The organism is Cellvibrio sp. QJXJ (assembly GCF_024452345.1).
Lineage (GTDB): Bacteria > Pseudomonadota > Gammaproteobacteria > Pseudomonadales > Cellvibrionaceae > Cellvibrio.
In genome coordinates, this window is the sequence record NZ_CP101662.1 from 2791940 (window position 1) to 2809509 (window position 17570).

The following is a 17570-nucleotide window of genomic DNA, read 5'->3' on the forward strand; positions in this document are numbered from 1 at the left end:
CGCTAAAAAAGAGGAACCACCATGACGCTGTTAACCCGCAAAAAATTTCTCCGTGTGCTGGGCGCCACGGCGGCACTGCTAACACTGAGCGCCAATGTATTTGCCGCTCCGCTGAAAGTCGGCTTTGTCTATGTAAGCCCGATTGGCGATGCCGGTTGGACTTACCAACACGACGAAGCGCGCAAAATTGTGCAGCAAGAATTTGGCGATAAAATCGAAACCACTTTTGTCGAAAGTGTGGCCGAAGGTGCCGATGCCGAGCGCGTGATTCGCAACATGGCCTCACGCGGTTACGATTTAATTTTCACCACCTCCTTCGGTTACATGAACCCCACCATCAAAGTGGGCAAGATGTTTCCCAAGGTAAAATTTGAACACGCCACCGGTTATAAAACCGCCGCCAACGTCGGCAATTATCAAGCGCGCGATTATGAAGGCCGCTTCCTCGCGGGCATGATTGCCGGTGCCATGAGCAAAAAAAATGTGATCGGTTATGTGGGCGCATTTCCCATTCCCGAGGTGATTCGCGGCATCAACTCCTTTATGCTCGGCGCCCAGGTGATGAACCCGGACATCAAAATGAAAGTGGTGTGGGTCAATACCTGGCACGATCCAGCCAAAGAACGTGAAGCGGCGGAGAGTTTAATTTTGCAAGGCGCCGATGTAATCACCATGCACACCGATTCTGCGGCAACCATTCAAGCGGCAGAGGCGAAAGGGGTTTATTCGGTGGGCTTTAATTCCGACATGAGCGCCTACGGCCCCAAAACCCATTTAACCTCGTCCACGCAACACTGGGAATCCATTTACCGCGCAAAAATCCAGGCAGTATTGGATGGCACCTGGAAGCCGGAAGCGATTTGGCACGGACTGCGTGAAGGTGTAGTAGCACTATCGCCCATGAACCCCCTAGTGCCAAAAGAGGTTGTGGAGAAAATGGAGGCGTATAAAATGGAAATTGTTGCGGGCAGCCGCGCTGTGTACCAAGGGCCTATTTACGATCAAGCCGGTGCATTAAAAGTCGCCGAGGGCAAAACCCTGAGCGATGAAGAATTGCACCAACAAAACTGGTACGTAAAAGGCATAGAGGGGAAAATTCCGCAATAATTGCCTGGCGCGCGGCACGAATTTATGCGCTGCCAGCGCGCCACCAATAAAAACACCCAGCGAGAAACAATAACAATGGCCATTAAGACCACCGCCGAAAAAAAACCTGCCGCCACGACAAGCAGCAAACAAGGAACCGGAAAAACTATGGCAAGCAAACCAGCAGAAGCCCAGCCGGAGTTTAACCCCACTGAAACGCCCACCGGCAAATACAAACCGGGCAAAATTCGCGACCGCAACCTGAGCAATATTATTAACGCCGCCGAAGAAGAATTTGTGCAAAACGGTTTTCGCGGCGCCAGCATTCAAAATATCGCCGACCGCGCGGGCATTCCCAAAGCCAACGTGCACTACTATTTCAAAAGTAAAACCAATTTATATGTAGCGGTGCTGGATAACATTATTAATTTATGGAACGACCTGCTCGGTGAAATCACCGTGGATGATGACCCCGCAGAAGTATTGGATCGTTTTATTCGCAAAAAGGTAGAGCTTTCCTACACCAACCCCCGCGCATCAAAATTGTACGCGATGGAAATGATTCAGGGCGCACCACATTTAAAAGGTTATATCCGCACCGAGATGCGTCAATTTGTACGGCGCAAAGCGCAGATTATCGAACAGTGGATTGAACAGGGCCGCATGGACAAAGTTGACCCCATGCATTTGATCTTTTTAATTTGGGCATCCACCCAACACTACGCGGATTTTGATGTAAAAATTCTCACCGTCATGAACCGCGCAGAATACGAACCGGACATGATTAAAGATATTTCGGATTTTTTAAGCCAAATGATTTTAAAAGGCTGCGGCCTGAAACCACCGGTTAAGTAATCAACACCCATGACAATGATTTCATCAAACAGCAACGCCCTTTGGCTTAAAAACCCACGCGCCTGCTGGACAGGCAATACACAAGACGCCAGCAATGGCCTGGTGATTCAAGGCAATAACATTATCGAATTGGTCGCCGCCGGTGCTACACCGGCCAGCACCTACGATTACAGTTTTGATGCCTCCGACCATGTCATTCTGCCCGGCCTGATTAATTGCCATCACCACTTTTACCAAACTCTCACCCGCGCATTGCCGGGTGCACTCAACAAAGAATTATTTCCCTGGCTACAAGCGCTCTACCCCGTGTGGGCGAATTTAAATGACGAGGCCATTTTTGCCTCCACACAATTAGCACTGAGTGAATTATTACTCTCCGGCTGCACCACCGCCGCGGATCACCATTACGTATTCAGCAGCATTATGCCGCACGCGATAGACGCACAAGTCGCCGCCGCCAAAACCATCGGTAATCGCGTTACCTTAACACGCGGCTCCATGAGCCTCGGCCAATCCAAAGGTGGATTACCGCCGGATTCGGTAGTGGAAAGCGATGAAAAAATCCTGAGCGAAAGCGAGCGCTTAATTAATAGCTATCACGACACCAGCGAAGATTCCTTTTGCCAAATCGCCCTCGCGCCCTGCTCACCGTTTTCCGTCACACCCGATTTAATGCGCGCAACCGCCGTACTCGCGCAACAAAAAGATGTATTGCTACACACGCACCTCGGTGAAACCGAAGATGAAAATAATTTCTGCCTGAAACAATTTAGCATGCGCCCGGTGGATTATCTGGATGATGTAGGCTGGTTAAACAACCGCGTCTGGCTCGCCCACGGCATTCACTTTAATGAAGAAGAGATTGAACGCTTAGGCCACGCCTGCGTCGGCGTCTGCCACTGCCCCACCTCCAACATGCTGCTCGCCTCCGGCATGTGCCACACCCGCGATTTACAACGCGCCGGTGCACCTGTCGGCCTGGGTGTAGACGGCTCCGCATCCAACGACGGATCAAATATGATTCAAGAAGTCCGCCAAGCCATGCTGCTGCAAAAACTGCGCTACGGCTCCGCAAATTTCACGCATATCGACGCACTAAAACTCGCGACTTCAGGCAGCGCAAAATTATTACACCGCCCCGAACTCGGCGAACTCGCCGTCGGCAAAAAGGCAGACCTCGCACTATTTTCTCTAAACGAACCCCGCTTCTCCGGCCACGGTGACCCACTCGCCGCGCTAATTTTGTGCGGCGCCCACAAAGCGGATTACGTTATGGTTGCTGGCGAATGGAAAGTGAAAAACGGTGAGATGGTGGATGTAGATATTAATGATGTGATGGCAAGGCATGGGGTTGCGGCGAAAAGATTAAGAGAGATGGCTGCACATTAAAATGTAGGGCGGCTTCGCGAAGCAAGCCGCCAAAGCAACAAATAGAATCAGAAAGACACCAATACTGACAAAAAGCTAATTTCGCTAAAAATTGCCAGCTGAACTCACTCATCATCTGCAATAACTTTTTCAATTCTGGTTCTTAACCAGTCACCAAAAATAACCGGTTTCCAATCTTTCCCTATTTTAGAGCCAACATCTGCAAGATAGGCGGCAGCGCTTCCCGTAATGGCACCCATAGTATCTCCAGCTTGAGCTGCAACGGCCACACCCACAACACTACCGCCTATGACTCCAAAAATACTTAGAGCTTTGCGCGCCCCTACTATAAGCCCTATCTCCTTAGCAACTTCATTATGATATGCAATTAATGCATCCCGATCACGACCATTCTCTTGCTGCAGCCAATGACGGAATTTTTTTGCTTTTTTCCTAATTAGCAATATGTCTTTAAGAGATAGTTTATTTGAATTCACCAATCCTCTAACATCTGGAAACTCTACCACCTCTTTTAATTCCTCGATAATACTCCCAGATTTTGTTATTCGCTCTTTAGATTCATAGAGCTTGTCACCAACAAGCGAACCCATAGGTCGTGGCAGAAAGAGATCACTTTTTATTGTGGATGCAGACCAAATTAATCTATTTGAGTGAGCTGACGCAGTAAGCGGGGTGGCTTTATGAAAATTAATCTGACCGCCGGCAATTTTATTCAATTCTTCAAAATTTACATTAAAAGAAAGTGTTTGCTTTGTCCCACAAGGTGAGTCACTAATGGTGGTGGCAACTTGCGGGGGACGACCAAAATTTTTAATTCGATATATCTCATCGATAAAAGACTGAACAATAAGGCTATTCCTTCTGGGATCTTTAAAGTCAGCCCTCGCGTTTTCGATTGCAGAACCAAAATCATCAGACTTAACTTCTATTACATTATCTCTAAAAGCCGAATATAAATATTTTCTTTGTCTAGACTTAGAAAACAATTCTTCTATCGAACTATGATAGAGAAATCGCTCCTCAAAAGAATCCTTTTTTGCCTGCAATGTATCCTGTATGTTCCATAAAGAATACTCACCATCTTTTTCTATAGCAGTACTTATAAATGAGTACTCATATATCTTCAAGTTCCCTTCATTTAAGAGCATATAAAAATCATTTAATGAACCTTGCCTTATAAACCAACTTATGAAATCAGCCAACTGATATTGATTTGATGGATTAACTAAAACGGTATCATAATAAATTAACGCTTCTGCGAATAACCCAATATCAATTTGCCTTCCTGAAAGCATTAGCTCTGGTGAAGAGTAGGCCCAGGACTCAAGTGGAACTAAAACGGTTCTATTTCCTGCCATTTAAACACCTACAAATTTCATAAAGAGGTTGTTCATCTATTTGGAGCTTTTTGAAGAAAACATCAAAAAACAGCGTTTACTATGGTGCAGTCATCATATATCAACTGCAATTTCATCACCCCCCCGCTGACCGAAAAAACACTCCTACAAACCATGACAGCAATACCAATTAAAACCAAATCAATCAATTACCAAAGATTACACCAAATCCAGCATCGGTTGGGTTTACAATTGGATTAACTCATTACACAGGCCTCCCCCATGACCACCACCCCAAACAAACTTCGCATAGACATAGTGTCCGATGTTGTCTGCCCTTGGTGCATTATTGGCTACCGACAGCTGGAACAAGCACTAAAGCAAACCGCAACGCCCTATGAGCTTCACTGGCATCCCTTCGAGTTGAACCCCGATATGCCTGCAGAGGGTCAAAATTTGCGTGAGCATTTGGCAGAGAAATATGGCTCAACTAAAGAGCAATCGGACGCTAACCGAAACCATATAACGGCGGTAGGCGCGGAGCTGGGATTTGAGTTTTGCTTTACTGATGATATGCGTATGCACAATACTTTTAATGTGCATCAACTACTGCATTGGGCTGATCAACAAGGGCGCCAGCAGGATTTGAAACAAGCGCTTTTTGTAGCGCATTTTACTCATCGCCAAAATTTATCGGACGATGAAGTGCTGGCCGATATCGCCGCCGAAATTGGCTTGGCGCGAGAGGAAGCTTTAGCCGTATTGCACGATCAACGTTTTGCCAATGACGTGCGCGCTGCCGAAAAGTTTTGGATCGATGCAGGCATTCGCGGTGTACCGGCGATGGTATTTAATCGCCGCCACTTGGTGACGGGTGCGCAAGGCACTGAGAATTACCAACAGATTTTGCAGCAGCTTGCAGAGGAAGCTAATTAAACAGTGAGCGCATTTGACCCAAGGGCATGATGCGCATACGATATGCGCATTACATGAAGGAGGCAATTATGCTTGCGCTATATGATCAAAACGCCCCGAAGAAAGCCACAAACCTTAGTGTAAACAGTGACTTACTGAAGAAAGCCAGGGATTTGGACATTAACCTTTCCGCTGCTTTAGAACAGGCACTGACAGACCAACTAAAGGCCAAGCAAGCGCAGCAATGGCTGGAACAGAATAAAACGGCTATTGCGGCCTACAACAAATCTGTTGATAACAATGGCGTATTCAGCGATGGACTGCGGAGTTTTTGATGGCGCAATTTACGGTTTACCAAAACAAAAACTCACAGAGCAATAAAGCATTTCCTCTGCTCCTGGATATCCAAACAAATCTGCTCGATTCGCTACAAACAACGGTTGTAGTGCCACTCAAAAAACTGGGAAGCAATAAAGATAAGGCGTTAACTCACTTAACGCCCACCATAAATATCGAAGGCACTGATTATTTAATACTGACACCTCAACTGGCAGGCATTCAACGCAAAGAGCTAGGCAAAGCCATTGCTAATGTTGAGTACGCAAGAACTGAAATACTCAATGCCTTGGATTTTCTGCTTACGGGCATTTAACAGAACCGTGCACAAATACTGCGTTTATATTTCTGCAGTATTCGACATACCAACACTGCAACAATAATTACCTTTCTTGTAATCGTTATAGGCTTCCAAATGTCCAACACTCCCCTCTACGGCTTTTCCGACACTTCCTTTCAAGCCGCAGGCGGCATCGACGGTATACGCCAACTGGTTGATGATTTTTATTTGGAAATGGATACGCTGCCGGAAGCGGTGATTATCCGCAAGATGCACAAAACCGATCTCAGCGAGTCGCGCGATAAACTCACGTTATTTTTGTGCGGCTGGATGGGCGGGCCGGGGCTTTATCATGAAAAATATGGCGGCATTAATATTCCCCGCGATCATGCGCACTTGCCGATAGGTGAAGCCGAGCGCGATGCGTGGTTGTTGTGTATGGAGCGCGCGATTGACAAGCAAAATTATTCACCGGAATTTTCAACTTATCTCTTAGCTCAACTTAAAATTCCCGCTGAGCGGATTTTTGCGACGAGTAAAAAACCGGCAGTATAGAAAAATATAGCTGCAATCCCCGATTTATTTTTTCCTCATTCTCTGCCTCACTTTATTCGAATGCAAAACAGCAGGAACAATCACTAATATCGCAATCATCGCTAAAATCCAAAGATAACTTTGGCCCATGATGGTGAGGTTTACCATTTCACCGGCTTGTTCGTTATTGATATGTTTTGCAAAAGCAAATGGCGCAATGGCCGCTTCATTCGCAATAGAAAAACCAATGCCGCTAAAAGCGCTGTTCCAGCCGAGAGCAGAAAAAGTAGCGTAGGCTTTATAGCCTATTGCTGAAGCACCAAAGCCGATGACGCCAATGCCGATTGTGCCCAAACCAAACAAGCCTGTGCCCACGGCGCCGACGCTGATCAAGCCAACAGAAATAATGCCGACACTAACAGGGGCAATCGCAACGCCGCCCCAAGCGAACAACATTCCATAGGCGTAGTCGCCACCGGCGATCCAACCTACAACAGGTTTGTCGCCCTGCTCCGGCATGCCAAAACGAAAATGCAGCAAAGGAATTCCAGCGAGACAAAAACGGCTTTTGTATTCCCGTTGTTTTGCGCCGATTTGATCTGCCTCGCCTTGAAATGCCTGCGGATTAAATATTCGCTCCTCGGCCCTGAGTTTGCGCATTCCGCGCAGCATGCGAATTACTAGAACGATGTGACTCAGCACCAGCCCCAACACCACAAGTTGCGAAACGGCGGCGTAAATACCGGCATTGCCAACATCATTTAACGCCATGTGCTTCAAGCCAAACATAGCCACTACATATAAAATCGTGATTGCAAAAAAAAGCGCGGTGTAAATGATCACACTGTTGCGCTCGCGTTGCGTGCGTGACTGATCAAAACCTGCCCTTACACCGAAGAACGAACTGACAATACCCGAGAAAGCAGCCAAGACAACGACAAGGCTGGCCCACTTGAACAGCGACCCGGTTTTTATCGCCCCTGCGCCCATGGCTGCTGCTTTTACCGGCGGAGAAATACTGGTGATGGCCGCCATTACCGCTAGCGTAAACACCGCGCCCTGTGTACTTTTTGCGAGTGTATTTTCCACGAATGTCACCATCGCTTTTTGCAGTAGCTTGCGCCCGCGCGACAAGCGTTGTTTCACTGTGTCTTCCGACAGATCTAACTGACTGGCGACATACTCCACCGAGCGATGCTCCCGGTAGAACAAAATCAAAGGTTCGCGATAAGTGTCGGGCATTTTTTCCAGTGCCTGCCAAAGCAATGCCTGTTCTTGCGCACTGATTGCTGCATCTTCAACTTTTACCTGCGCCGAATGCCCACTGGCGTGCTCATCTAACTCATCCAATTCATCGGCGCCCCTCACCGGCTGCGTCGCCTCTTTGCGGCGAAAGTGGCTCGCTTTAAACCGCAGAATCCCGCACAGCCATGACTTTAATTTTTCCGGGTCATTAAGAGTGTCGAGTTTTTTCCATGCTTCGATAAAGGCTTCTTGTGCTATGTCCTCGCTGTGTTTTAAGTCCCCAACGGATGAATAAGCCAGGGAACACAACAGGTTTTGGTAGCGCGCAACAATTTTACAAAAGGCATCGCGATCCCCCCCTAATGAGGCCATCACCAAGGCGGCGTCACTCGAATCAATGATGCGGTTTCGTTTTTTAAAAATACTCATGGCTCACCATCTCTACGCTGGAACCATTAAGTGCCCAGCTCCCCACTAAAGGTGACAAGGATTTTTCAATTATTTATCAAAAAAAATCTGTCACCTTCTTGCTGGTTTTGGGCACTTAAGTGTTGTGACGACCAGGAATCGCCACAGATTTTTTATCGGCAGTTTTAATGTTCCCAATTAACCATGGAAACCCTTTATGAAACATCTTTTTGTTAAACATCTTTTTATTCGGTATTTGGGCTTAGCGGCAATACTCACTCTTTCTAGCGCGAGCTTTGGCGGGGGTTTGAGCCCGTTAATCGACGACTTTAGCGATGCCAGCAATAACAACCTGGGTATTCCACGCCAATTCCTAAACGATACCCTTGCAGGGGGAAACACGACAACCGCACAAGCAGTTGTTCAGGGCATTATCAACGCCAAGGGTGAAATTATTCCACCACGCGGCCAGCCGGGTTGGGCAAGCATGATATTGCCTCTTGATTCGCAAAGCTTGCCCAAGGATGCAAGCGCATTCGAAGGCGTGCGCCTGCTGATAAAAATCAACAGCGGCAGCATGTCAATTTCTGCCAATAGCACCGAGATAACCAATTTTGACTACCACGCCGCGCCCATCACAGTAATGGCTGATGGCAAATTCCACGAGGTAAAAATCCCCTTCGCCGCCATGAAACGCGCCTGGTCGGAACAGACGCCGCTCAACACAAAAACCATCAACAGCCTGAGCATTGTCGCCTTTGGCTTGCAAAAAAGTGCCTTCGATTTCGCTGTGGATGAAGTGAGTTTCTATTAATCAAAAAAGCAAAAGCCCGGCAAATAGTATTGCCGGGTAATTACCGCGCAATAGCCCAGGCTCCATGCAAATCTCTATTCAATCAACTGAAACGACGCTATGACTATCTCATCACAACACAATGAGCGGTTCGACTATTTAGATGCAGCCCGAGCCTTCGCGCTACTGCTGGGAATTATTTTTCACGCCAGCATATCCTTCTTGCCTATTTTCATTGGCTGGGCGGTGATGGACATATCGACGAGTTCCACAGTGTCGATATTTATGATGATCAGCCACTCCTTTCGCTTGGAATTATTTTTTCTGCTTGCTGGATTTTTCAGTCATATGACATTTCATCGCGACGATGTACCCGGTTTTTTGCAGTCGCGCTTGGTGCGCATTGCGATCCCATTTGTAATTGGTTGGTTTTTATTGCGCCCGCTGTTGGTTTCCGGCTGGATTATGGGCGCGGAAAGTATGCGCGGTAAAGTGAATATTTTAAATGCATTGCGGGCCGGTTTCGCCACACTGGGCGACTTGCCAAAAGATCTGTTGGTTGGTACGCACCTTTGGTTTTTGTATTACCTGTTATTGATCAGTCTGAGCATCGTATTAATGCATTCTATTTTTCACATGCACAAATCGACAGAACAAAAAATAGTTCAATTCGCTGAAAACACTATGCATTGGTTGTGTAGCTCGCGCCTTGCTATTTTTGCGGTTGCCATTCCCACTGCAGCTTGCCTGTGGTTTATGAACCACTGGGGCATGGATACACCCGACAAGTCACTGGTGCCACACATTCCTGTAACGATCATCTACAGCGGATTTTTTATTTTCGGTTGGCTGCTGCAACGCCAAACAAATTTGCTGGAAAATTTTACTCGCTTAAGCTGGGGTAAGTTCGCGCTCTGCTTACTCGCGATAGTTGCCGCTAACCTGCTCGCCCGTTTTGAAATAAAATTCGCCCACCCGCATTATCAACTGATTAAAACCGGTTTTGTATTCAGCTATGCCATTATGATGTGGTCGCTGGTCTCGCTCACTATCGGACTCTTTAAGCACTTTCTTAATCGCCCGAGCAAAACTGTCCGCTATCTGGCCGACTCATCCTATTGGCTTTACCTTATTCATTTACCCATCGTCATTTGGTTGCAAATCGCCTTTGCCGAATTACCACTGCACTGGTCGATAAAGTTAGTCGCCATTTGCGCAATTACTATTGCATTATCCTTAGTGCTCTACGATGTATTGGTGCGATCAACCGTCATTGGAATGGTGTTGAATGGAAAGCGTAAGCCGCGAGTTAGGTGATGGTAATGGCTTACCTATTACAGAAAAAGAGAATTGAAGCCAAGCTCCAGTTCTCTTTTTTTTGCAATCTGGCGAACATTACTTCTGCTGTAAAAAATTCAACAAATCCTGATTCAAGCGATCTTTGTGTGTATCCGCCAAACCGTGTGGTGCGCCGGGGTATACCAACAATTTTGCACCTTTAATCAAGGCCGCAGATGCTTTACCGGAGGTTTCAATCGGTACGATTTGATCGTCGTCGCCGTGGACTACCAAGGTCGGTACATCAAATTTGGCCAAGTCACCTCTAAAATCAGTCGCTGAAAATGCAGCGATAGAATCGTAAGTATTTTTTGCACCGGCCAGCATGCCTTGTCTCCAGAAAGATTGGATTGCACCTGCTGATGGTTTTGCGCCCGGGCGGTTGTAACCAAAGAAAGGGCCGGAAGCGATATCCAAATATAATTGTGAGCGATTTTCGTTGGAGGCTTTGCGTAAGCCATCAAAAACTGAAATCGGTAATCCGTTCGGATTGCTTTCGGTCTTCAACATAATGGGCGGCACGGCGCTGACCAGCACAGCCTTTTTAACTTGTTTGGTGCCGTGGCGGCCGATATAACGAGCTACTTCACCACCACCAGTGGAGAAACCTACCAACGTGACATCATCCAGTTTGAGCGCGGTGACTACATCGGCCAAATCGTCGGCGTAATGATCCATATCATTACCGTCCCATGGTTGGCTTGATCGTCCATGGCCGCGACGGTCATGTGCAACCACGCGATAACCTTTTTCTGCCAGAAATTGCATTTGTGATTCCCAGCTGTCGGAACTCAGCGGCCAGCCGTGGCTGAACATCACCACTTGGCCATTTTTTGGGCCCCAATCTTTGTAATAAATTTGTACGCCGTCGCGTGTGGTGACTGTGCTGGCGGTGTGTTCAATTTTATCGGCAGCCTGCGCGTGCAGGGTGACAAAAGAGGTTGCGGTGGTGATTACAAAAGCGCTGAGGATATGCATAAATTTTTTCATGATTAATCTCCAAAATAATTAAAAAGTTTCAATACGAAAGTGTGAATGAATTTAGTTTTCGATAACCACTAACTCGACATCGATATTGCCGCGTGTTGCATTCGAGTAAGGGCAAACCTGATGCGCTTTTTCAACCAGCTCTTGTGCTTGCGCTAATGGCAAACCAGGCAGCGAGATTTCTAATTTCACGCGCAGTGCAAAACCGGTTGGGATTGGGCCGATGCCTACTTCTGCTGCGATTTGTGCGCTGGCTGGTATTTGTACCCGCGCCTGGCCTGCAACAAATTTGAGTGCACCTAAAAAGCAGGCTGAGTAACCGGCTGCGAACAGTTGCTCGGGATTGGTGCCTGAGCCGCCGGCACCGCCAAGCGCTTTTGGTGTAGAAAGTTGTACTGACAAGGCGCCGTCATTGGACTCTGAACGGCCTTCGCGGCCACCGGTTGAAACTACGTTTGCGGTATAGAGAATTTGTGAAGGTTTCATAATCTGCATTCCTGTTTGGATGTTGGTTGAGGTTTGTTTGTTGCTGTTGACGAGGAGCATTGTGCTGGATATATAAATACGAACTGATACAATTAGTATTCAATATTTAACGAATCGTATTTTTATGGTTGATCGCCTGGCAGCACTTCTGGGGCACTTTTCGATAAGCGCCCAAACCTTCCAAACCGGCCCGCTGTGCGGCATTAATACGCTGGACGGCAGCAAACCCTATGGGCAGCTGCATCTATTGAAGCGAGGAAAAGCGGAGGTGTGGCATGGGCACACCAAAGCCCATGACCTTGAGGAGCCGAGCCTGCTGTTTTATCCGCGCCCGACACCCCACAGTTTTGTGACCGACCGCGAACATGGCGCTGACTTTGTGTGTGCGCATATTTTGTTTGAAGGCGGCTCGGCCAACCCGCTGCTGAATGCCCTCCCGGATTGCCTGTGCATGCCGCTCACCCAACTGCCGGACAGCGTCGCGCTACTCTCACTCCTGTTTGCAGAAGCCGAGGCCAACAACTGCGGGCGCCAGACCGTGCTCGACCGTTTGTTCGAGGTGATATTGATTCAGTTGTTGCGCGGGCTGATGGAAAGCGACAGCCCACAACTGGGATTATTAGCGGGCCTCGCCCACACACAATTGCGCCGCGCGATAGTGGCGATGCATGAAAAACCGGAAGAGGATTGGTCGGTCGAACGGCTGGCGAAAATCGCAGGCATGTCGCGCAGTGTTTTTTCCAATCAATTCCGCGATGCCGTAGGCGATACACCCGCGAATTATTTACAGCGGTGGCGTATTGGTCTGGTGCAGAAATGGCTGAAGAACGGCCAGCCGTTGCGATTAATCGCAGAAGAAGCTGGCTACGGCAGCGAAGCCGCACTATCGCGCGCATTTAAATCGCAATGCGGACTTTCGCCTATGCAGTGGCTGAAGGAAAGTCAGGCTGCAAAACATTAATCCCGCCATCGGTTTTCAGCGGGATTAACTTATGCGAAATACTCACGCTATTGATTGATTAAATTCTGAATTTCCGTTGGGTGGATTTTTTGCGACTGGTAAAACACTGATTGTGGAAAAGAAACAGATACGCACTCAAAAACTTCCACTTTCTTGTAGTTAATCCATTTGATCTGCATAAATCCCCAAATCAGTTCCCTCACGCTCACACACTGACTTAACCACATCACGCTTTGCGAGCTTACGTAAATACGCTCCCAGATTTTTAAACGCTAATGGTGGCTGTGCAAAACCGCTAGCCCAGTGGGACAACATAAATAAAAAGTAGTCGCACACACTAATACTCTCGCCCACCAAAAAATCCTTACCTTCCAACGCCTTGTCAATCAACGAAAACATTTCCGTCACGCGCAACTCTTGTGCCTGAACGATTTCTTTAGTGTTTTCTCCCGCAGTGTGTTTCTGCGGGTAAAAATACACCATCAGTTCAGGCTGAATGGTGGAGTTTAAATAAAACAACCATTGATAAAATGTTGCGCGCAACGGACTCCCTGCACTGGGAATCAAGCCGGACTCGGGATGCTTATCGCAAAGGTATAAACAAATAGCGGCGCTTTCAAAAATAACCAGATCCTTATCTACCAAGGTAGGAATACGACCAGTAGGATTTAACGCGAGATATTCATGTGACTTTTGCTGATTGGATTTTCTGTCCACCAATATCAACTCAAACTCAACACCCATTTCAGCCAATACCAAATGCGGCGCCCAACTTGCGTTTCTCGGGTAGTAAAATAATTTATACACCATTCACTCCGTTTGTGTGATTTGGAATACAGCAATCATTTTATTTAACCCACAACCCCAAATCCCCCAATAACTGCAGCGACAAGGCTTTTCGGTAATCTTTCAGCGCGGTGAAATTTTCCGTTTCCATGTACAGCGCAAATGCGGCAACGGGTTTGCCGCCATCATCTTTGACATAACCCACATACCAACCTTCGAACGCGCCATCAAAATTATTCGGGGCGACCGGGCCGGCTCCGGTTTTGGCGTAGAGTGCGAAAGTATTTTTGGTTTCCTGCAAGGCGATGGATTCAAACGCGGAAAGGTTTCTGGCGCTTACACCGCAGCCATCCTTGAGCAAGCAGGCGATAAAATTGACTTGTTCTTGCGGAGAAATTGTTAATTCATTGTCGAGCCAAAATTCGTTGCTGCCCGGTGTAAACACTTGGTCGCCATACTGAAAACGGGCGAGCCATTTTTTATAGTCGGCGGGCTTAATACGAGGCACTAATGCTTTGTAATACCACACGGCTGAATGTTTGAATGCACTTGTCAGTGTGTGCGATTGTTTCCAGGTTGCTGGCCAGAAACTTTTTGCCGGGTATTTCACCTGATCCCACTCAAACCGTTCATCGACCGATTTCACCGCGCCGGTTTCCAGCGCAATTAAACTGTGCGGAATTTTAAACGTGGAATAAGGCCCGTGGCGTTCAGTCAAACCCGTTTTATTGATATAGCGACATTCGTTGCTGCGGTAATCCAATACCAAAAAAGTTACTTGTCGGGTGCCAATGTCCGCGATGTAGGGATCGGTATTGATGGGTTTGGTGGTGTTACAGACCTCGGCAACACTGATCAAAGGTGTTAACAGCAGTAAGGCAAATACACTTTTTATTTTCACTGATGATTTCTCCATCGCTAATTTTTTAATCCAGAAAAAATTTATAACTCCACGCTGCTTACAGCGCGAGCGCTAACCTTGGGGGCAAAAAATCAATCACTGTTGATTGATTACTCACGCGCCCGAAAAAATACCAAGTAGATCACCCTGCGCCCGGCATTTCATCTGATTTTGACAATTGTTCTCGCTATTCCGGCCAAAATCACTTGTATACAGGTTTGTTCGATCCCTAGTATGCCAAGCGGCAACGCATTCAAATATAAAAATAATTTTATGCAAGATAAAAAGAGACTGATGCATTCAACCCTCTACATCCGCTCGATGAATGGCAATAAGCAGTAGAAACGGTCAATTACCTTCCCGGCGCTAACCGAACAAAACCCGGTTGGCGGCGCCATCACTGTTGTAACCAATATTCATCTGCATGGAGGAATTTCTTATGCGTCATCACAAAGCAAAGAGCCATCGCCTTATGGCTGTGCTCGGGTTGGGGTTAATGACCGCAACCTGGGGCACGGCAGCATCGGCGGGTTGTAGCTACACCGTCACGAATGCCTGGGGCAGCGGTTTTACCGCAACTATCCGCGTCACTAACGATAGCGCGGCGGCGATTAACGGCTGGCAAGTCAATTGGGCCTACAGTAACAACACAGTCACTAATGCCTGGAACGCGCAGCTCAGCAGCGCAGGCAGCCGCAATTACACCGCAACCAATGTCGGCTGGAACGGCAGCTTGCAACCCGGTCAGTCGGCCGAGTTTGGCCTTCAAGGTGTCACCAATGGCGGCGCGCTTGAAACACCGCCAATCTCCGGCGCTATTTGTGGCGCGGCGGCAACCTCCAGCTCCAGCATCGTCTCCAGCATAGCCGCGAGTGCGACCAGCTCATCAACGGCGTCCGTTACCAACAGCGTCAATATCGCCGGATTGGCGACGGCAACTACGTCTTATGTATCGCCGTGGGAAACCTTGCGCGCGGTAAACGATAACAGTAACCCCGCCAACTCGAATGACAAATCTGCCGGTGCTTATGGCAATTGGAATAATCCTAATTCTATTCAATGGGTGCAGTACGATTGGCCACAAAACTACACCCTAAGTTCAACGCAAGTTTATTGGTTTGATGACAACGGCGGGGTGTTAACACCCACACGCGCTTATCTCGAATATTGGAATGGCAGCGCCTGGGTTAACGCGGGCAATCTGCCGCTGGCTAAAAATGCGTTTAATACCTTGGCGTTGAACGGTGTCGTCACTAATCGCGTGCGTGTGTCCATGCTCAATAGCACCCAATCCACCGGCATATTGGAGTGGCGTGTTGCAGGTACAGCCGCCGGTACGATTACGTCATCAGTGGCCTCATCCAGCAGCAGTCTGGTGCGCAGCTCCAGTTCATTGGCAGCCAGCTCAATAGCGCGCAGCAGCTCAAGTTCAGTAGTGAGCAGTGTGGCGAGTTCATCGGTGCGCAGCAGCACACCCGCCCCAAGTAGCAGTTCCGCCGCTAGCAGCAGCGCGCCGAGTGTGGCGCAGTGCAGCGCTTACGACTGGCCGAAATACGAGCCGGATTTAAATTACGATTTCCGCACCGACTTTGGCCAAGTGGATACCAGCAACTTCAAGGTCTATAACGGTTGCCCCGCCAACACTATCGCCGGGGTAAAAACCAAAGGGCGTTTTGCGTTTATTTGGGGGCACAACCGCAATCCATCGATTACCGATGCGGATATTGATCGCGTGCTCACCAACCTGAATGAAGATGCCGACTACATCCACAATGTGATGGGTTGGCCGGTGGATAAACTGCAGCAGGAAGGCTACTTCAGCAATATCTACCTCTATGGTTCAGGCCTGTGTACCGACAGCGCCTCCAACACCGAGCGCGGTGGCTGGCAGAGCGGCATCAACGGTTATCCGATGGTGTTGTTGTCCTACTATCCCGTGGTGACCCCGAGCGAACGCGGCGGCATTACCCACGAATTTATCCACACCATTATGGCGACCCGCGGCAACAAGGCAGCCTGGTTTAACGAGGGCGGCAACACCTGGTTGCAGATGAATCTGGAAGCGTCGCGCACCGGCACTTACGGTGTGGGCTTTTTGGATGCGACCTCATTCCTCGCACCGCACATGCCCATCGAAAACTACAGCGGCTGGTTGCAAGACGGCACTTTTGGTGGCCCGAATGCAGAGGGTGTAGATCGCCGTGTGAATGGCCAACAAATTTCCACCTGGCGCGAATACCTGGGCGGCAACCAATATAACGCCGCCTTCCCGCACTTCCTCGGTGTGCATGTCTCCAAAGGCGCCAATGCGTGGATTTGGGCCAAAGGGCCGCACAACCATATTCTGCGTTCACTTTCTGCCGGTGTGGGCGAGGAGCAAGTGCAGCGCATGATTATGGAATTCCGCGCGCGTCAGGCGATGGTGGATTTCGGCCCCTGGTCTAATGCGTTCAAGGTACCGATCAATAACAATTGGGGCAGAACAATTAACGCCGAACCGGTCGCCGGTGGCATTCTGCAAGACCCGGGCCCGCATCGGTTGACCTTCTACTCAGCCACCACCCAGGAAGGCACCACCCTGGTTCCAAGCGCCACGACCTTGCCCGGCTGGTCGGGTGCCAACCAGATTCCACTCAGAGTGACCGGCAATAAAGTGCGCGTAAACTTCCAACCCATCGGCCAGAATATGCGTGTGCAATTGGCCTATCGCGCAGCAGACGGCAGTGCGGTTTACAGCAAACCGGTCGCCAGCGGCGAAGCTTGTTTGGATCTCACCAAAGCGCCGAAAAATGGCGTAGTGGTAGCGGTGGTAAGTAATGTGGATCACTTGTACAACGGCGAAGAAACCCGCACGCGCAAACACGATTATCGTTTGCAATTATTGGAAGGCGTGACTGGCACAGCACCGCTGTACGACAAGCATTATCAATAAA

At 48.5% G+C, this 17570-nt stretch carries 17 protein-coding genes; 11 read left to right on the plus strand and 6 right to left on the minus strand.

The window, feature by feature from the left end; genetic code table 11:
• Positions 1-21: 21 nt before the first annotated feature.
• The 3 genes from NNX04_RS12245 to NNX04_RS12255 all read left to right on the plus strand — a co-directional run bounded on the left by NNX04_RS12245 (position 22) and on the right by NNX04_RS12255 (position 3330).
• The gene (locus NNX04_RS12245) at positions 22-1107 is read left to right on the plus strand and encodes a BMP family ABC transporter substrate-binding protein (RefSeq protein WP_007639904.1); all 1086 of its coding nucleotides are present in this window, start codon (positions 22-24) and stop codon (positions 1105-1107) included.
• Between the two features lie 75 nt (positions 1108-1182).
• On the plus strand, positions 1183-1941 hold the full coding sequence (locus NNX04_RS12250) for a TetR/AcrR family transcriptional regulator (RefSeq protein WP_081489649.1): 759 nt from the start codon (positions 1183-1185) through the stop codon (positions 1939-1941).
• Between the two features lie 9 nt (positions 1942-1950).
• Positions 1951-3330 (plus strand): 8-oxoguanine deaminase, encoded by a 1380-nt coding sequence (locus NNX04_RS12255; RefSeq protein WP_261945935.1) that lies wholly within the window; start codon positions 1951-1953, stop codon positions 3328-3330.
• A 104-nt stretch (positions 3331-3434) separates the two neighbouring features.
• On the opposite strand, the gene NNX04_RS12260 is transcribed toward NNX04_RS12255, so the two are convergent.
• A complete protein-coding gene (locus NNX04_RS12260; RefSeq protein WP_261945936.1) occupies positions 3435-4688 on the minus strand; it encodes a hypothetical protein in 1254 nt (417 codons plus the stop codon).
• Between the two features lie 261 nt (positions 4689-4949).
• Between NNX04_RS12260 and NNX04_RS12265 the strand changes: the two genes are divergently transcribed.
• From NNX04_RS12265 to NNX04_RS12280, 4 genes are all read left to right on the plus strand, one after another.
• Positions 4950-5603, plus strand: coding sequence for a DsbA family oxidoreductase (locus NNX04_RS12265; RefSeq protein ID WP_261945937.1), 654 nt, complete (start codon positions 4950-4952; stop codon positions 5601-5603).
• A 68-nt stretch (positions 5604-5671) separates the two neighbouring features.
• The gene (locus tag NNX04_RS12270) at positions 5672-5917 is read left to right on the plus strand and encodes a type II toxin-antitoxin system CcdA family antitoxin (protein WP_261945938.1); all 246 of its coding nucleotides are present in this window, start codon (positions 5672-5674) and stop codon (positions 5915-5917) included.
• The gene (locus NNX04_RS12275; protein WP_261945939.1) at positions 5917-6234 is read left to right on the plus strand and encodes a CcdB family protein; all 318 of its coding nucleotides are present in this window, start codon (positions 5917-5919) and stop codon (positions 6232-6234) included. The genes NNX04_RS12270 and NNX04_RS12275 overlap by 1 nt, the downstream gene beginning before the upstream one ends.
• Positions 6235-6333: 99 nt before the next feature.
• The gene (locus NNX04_RS12280) at positions 6334-6753 is read left to right on the plus strand and encodes a group II truncated hemoglobin (RefSeq protein WP_261945940.1); all 420 of its coding nucleotides are present in this window, start codon (positions 6334-6336) and stop codon (positions 6751-6753) included.
• A 24-nt stretch (positions 6754-6777) separates the two neighbouring features.
• Here NNX04_RS12280 and NNX04_RS12285 read toward each other — a convergent pair whose 3' ends face one another.
• Complete coding sequence (locus NNX04_RS12285) at positions 6778-8406, minus strand: RNA polymerase sigma factor (protein ID WP_261945941.1); 1629 nt, start codon at positions 8404-8406, stop codon at positions 6778-6780.
• A gap of 196 nt (positions 8407-8602) precedes the next feature.
• Here NNX04_RS12285 and NNX04_RS12290 point away from each other — a divergent pair, with 196 nt between their 5' ends.
• Both NNX04_RS12290 and NNX04_RS12295 read left to right on the plus strand, forming a co-directional pair.
• Complete coding sequence (locus tag NNX04_RS12290; RefSeq protein WP_261945942.1) at positions 8603-9199, plus strand: CIA30 family protein; 597 nt, start codon at positions 8603-8605, stop codon at positions 9197-9199.
• Between the two features lie 99 nt (positions 9200-9298).
• A complete protein-coding gene (locus NNX04_RS12295) occupies positions 9299-10495 on the plus strand; it encodes an acyltransferase family protein (protein WP_261945943.1) in 1197 nt (398 codons plus the stop codon).
• A 78-nt stretch (positions 10496-10573) separates the two neighbouring features.
• Here NNX04_RS12295 and NNX04_RS12300 read toward each other — a convergent pair whose 3' ends face one another.
• Entirely contained in the window at positions 10574-11506 is a 933-nt protein-coding gene (locus NNX04_RS12300) for an alpha/beta fold hydrolase (protein ID WP_261945944.1), read from the minus strand.
• 51 nt (positions 11507-11557) lie between these two features.
• Complete coding sequence (locus tag NNX04_RS12305; protein WP_040391165.1) at positions 11558-11989, minus strand: organic hydroperoxide resistance protein; 432 nt, start codon at positions 11987-11989, stop codon at positions 11558-11560.
• A gap of 124 nt (positions 11990-12113) precedes the next feature.
• Here NNX04_RS12305 and NNX04_RS12310 point away from each other — a divergent pair, with 124 nt between their 5' ends.
• A complete protein-coding gene (locus tag NNX04_RS12310; RefSeq protein WP_261945945.1) occupies positions 12114-12950 on the plus strand; it encodes an AraC family transcriptional regulator in 837 nt (278 codons plus the stop codon).
• Positions 12951-13109: 159 nt separating this feature from the next.
• Here NNX04_RS12310 and NNX04_RS12315 read toward each other — a convergent pair whose 3' ends face one another.
• On the minus strand, positions 13110-13760 hold the full coding sequence (locus tag NNX04_RS12315; protein ID WP_261945946.1) for a glutathione S-transferase family protein: 651 nt from the start codon (positions 13758-13760) through the stop codon (positions 13110-13112).
• Positions 13761-13797: 37 nt separating this feature from the next.
• Positions 13798-14637: a penicillin-binding transpeptidase domain-containing protein gene (locus NNX04_RS12320; protein ID WP_261945947.1), complete on the minus strand. Its 840-nt coding sequence runs from the start codon at positions 14635-14637 to the stop codon at positions 13798-13800.
• Positions 14638-15076: 439 nt separating this feature from the next.
• Here NNX04_RS12320 and NNX04_RS12325 point away from each other — a divergent pair, with 439 nt between their 5' ends.
• Entirely contained in the window at positions 15077-17569 is a 2493-nt protein-coding gene (locus NNX04_RS12325; RefSeq protein ID WP_261945948.1) for a cellulose-binding domain-containing protein, read from the plus strand.
• Position 17570: the final 1 nt, after the last annotated feature.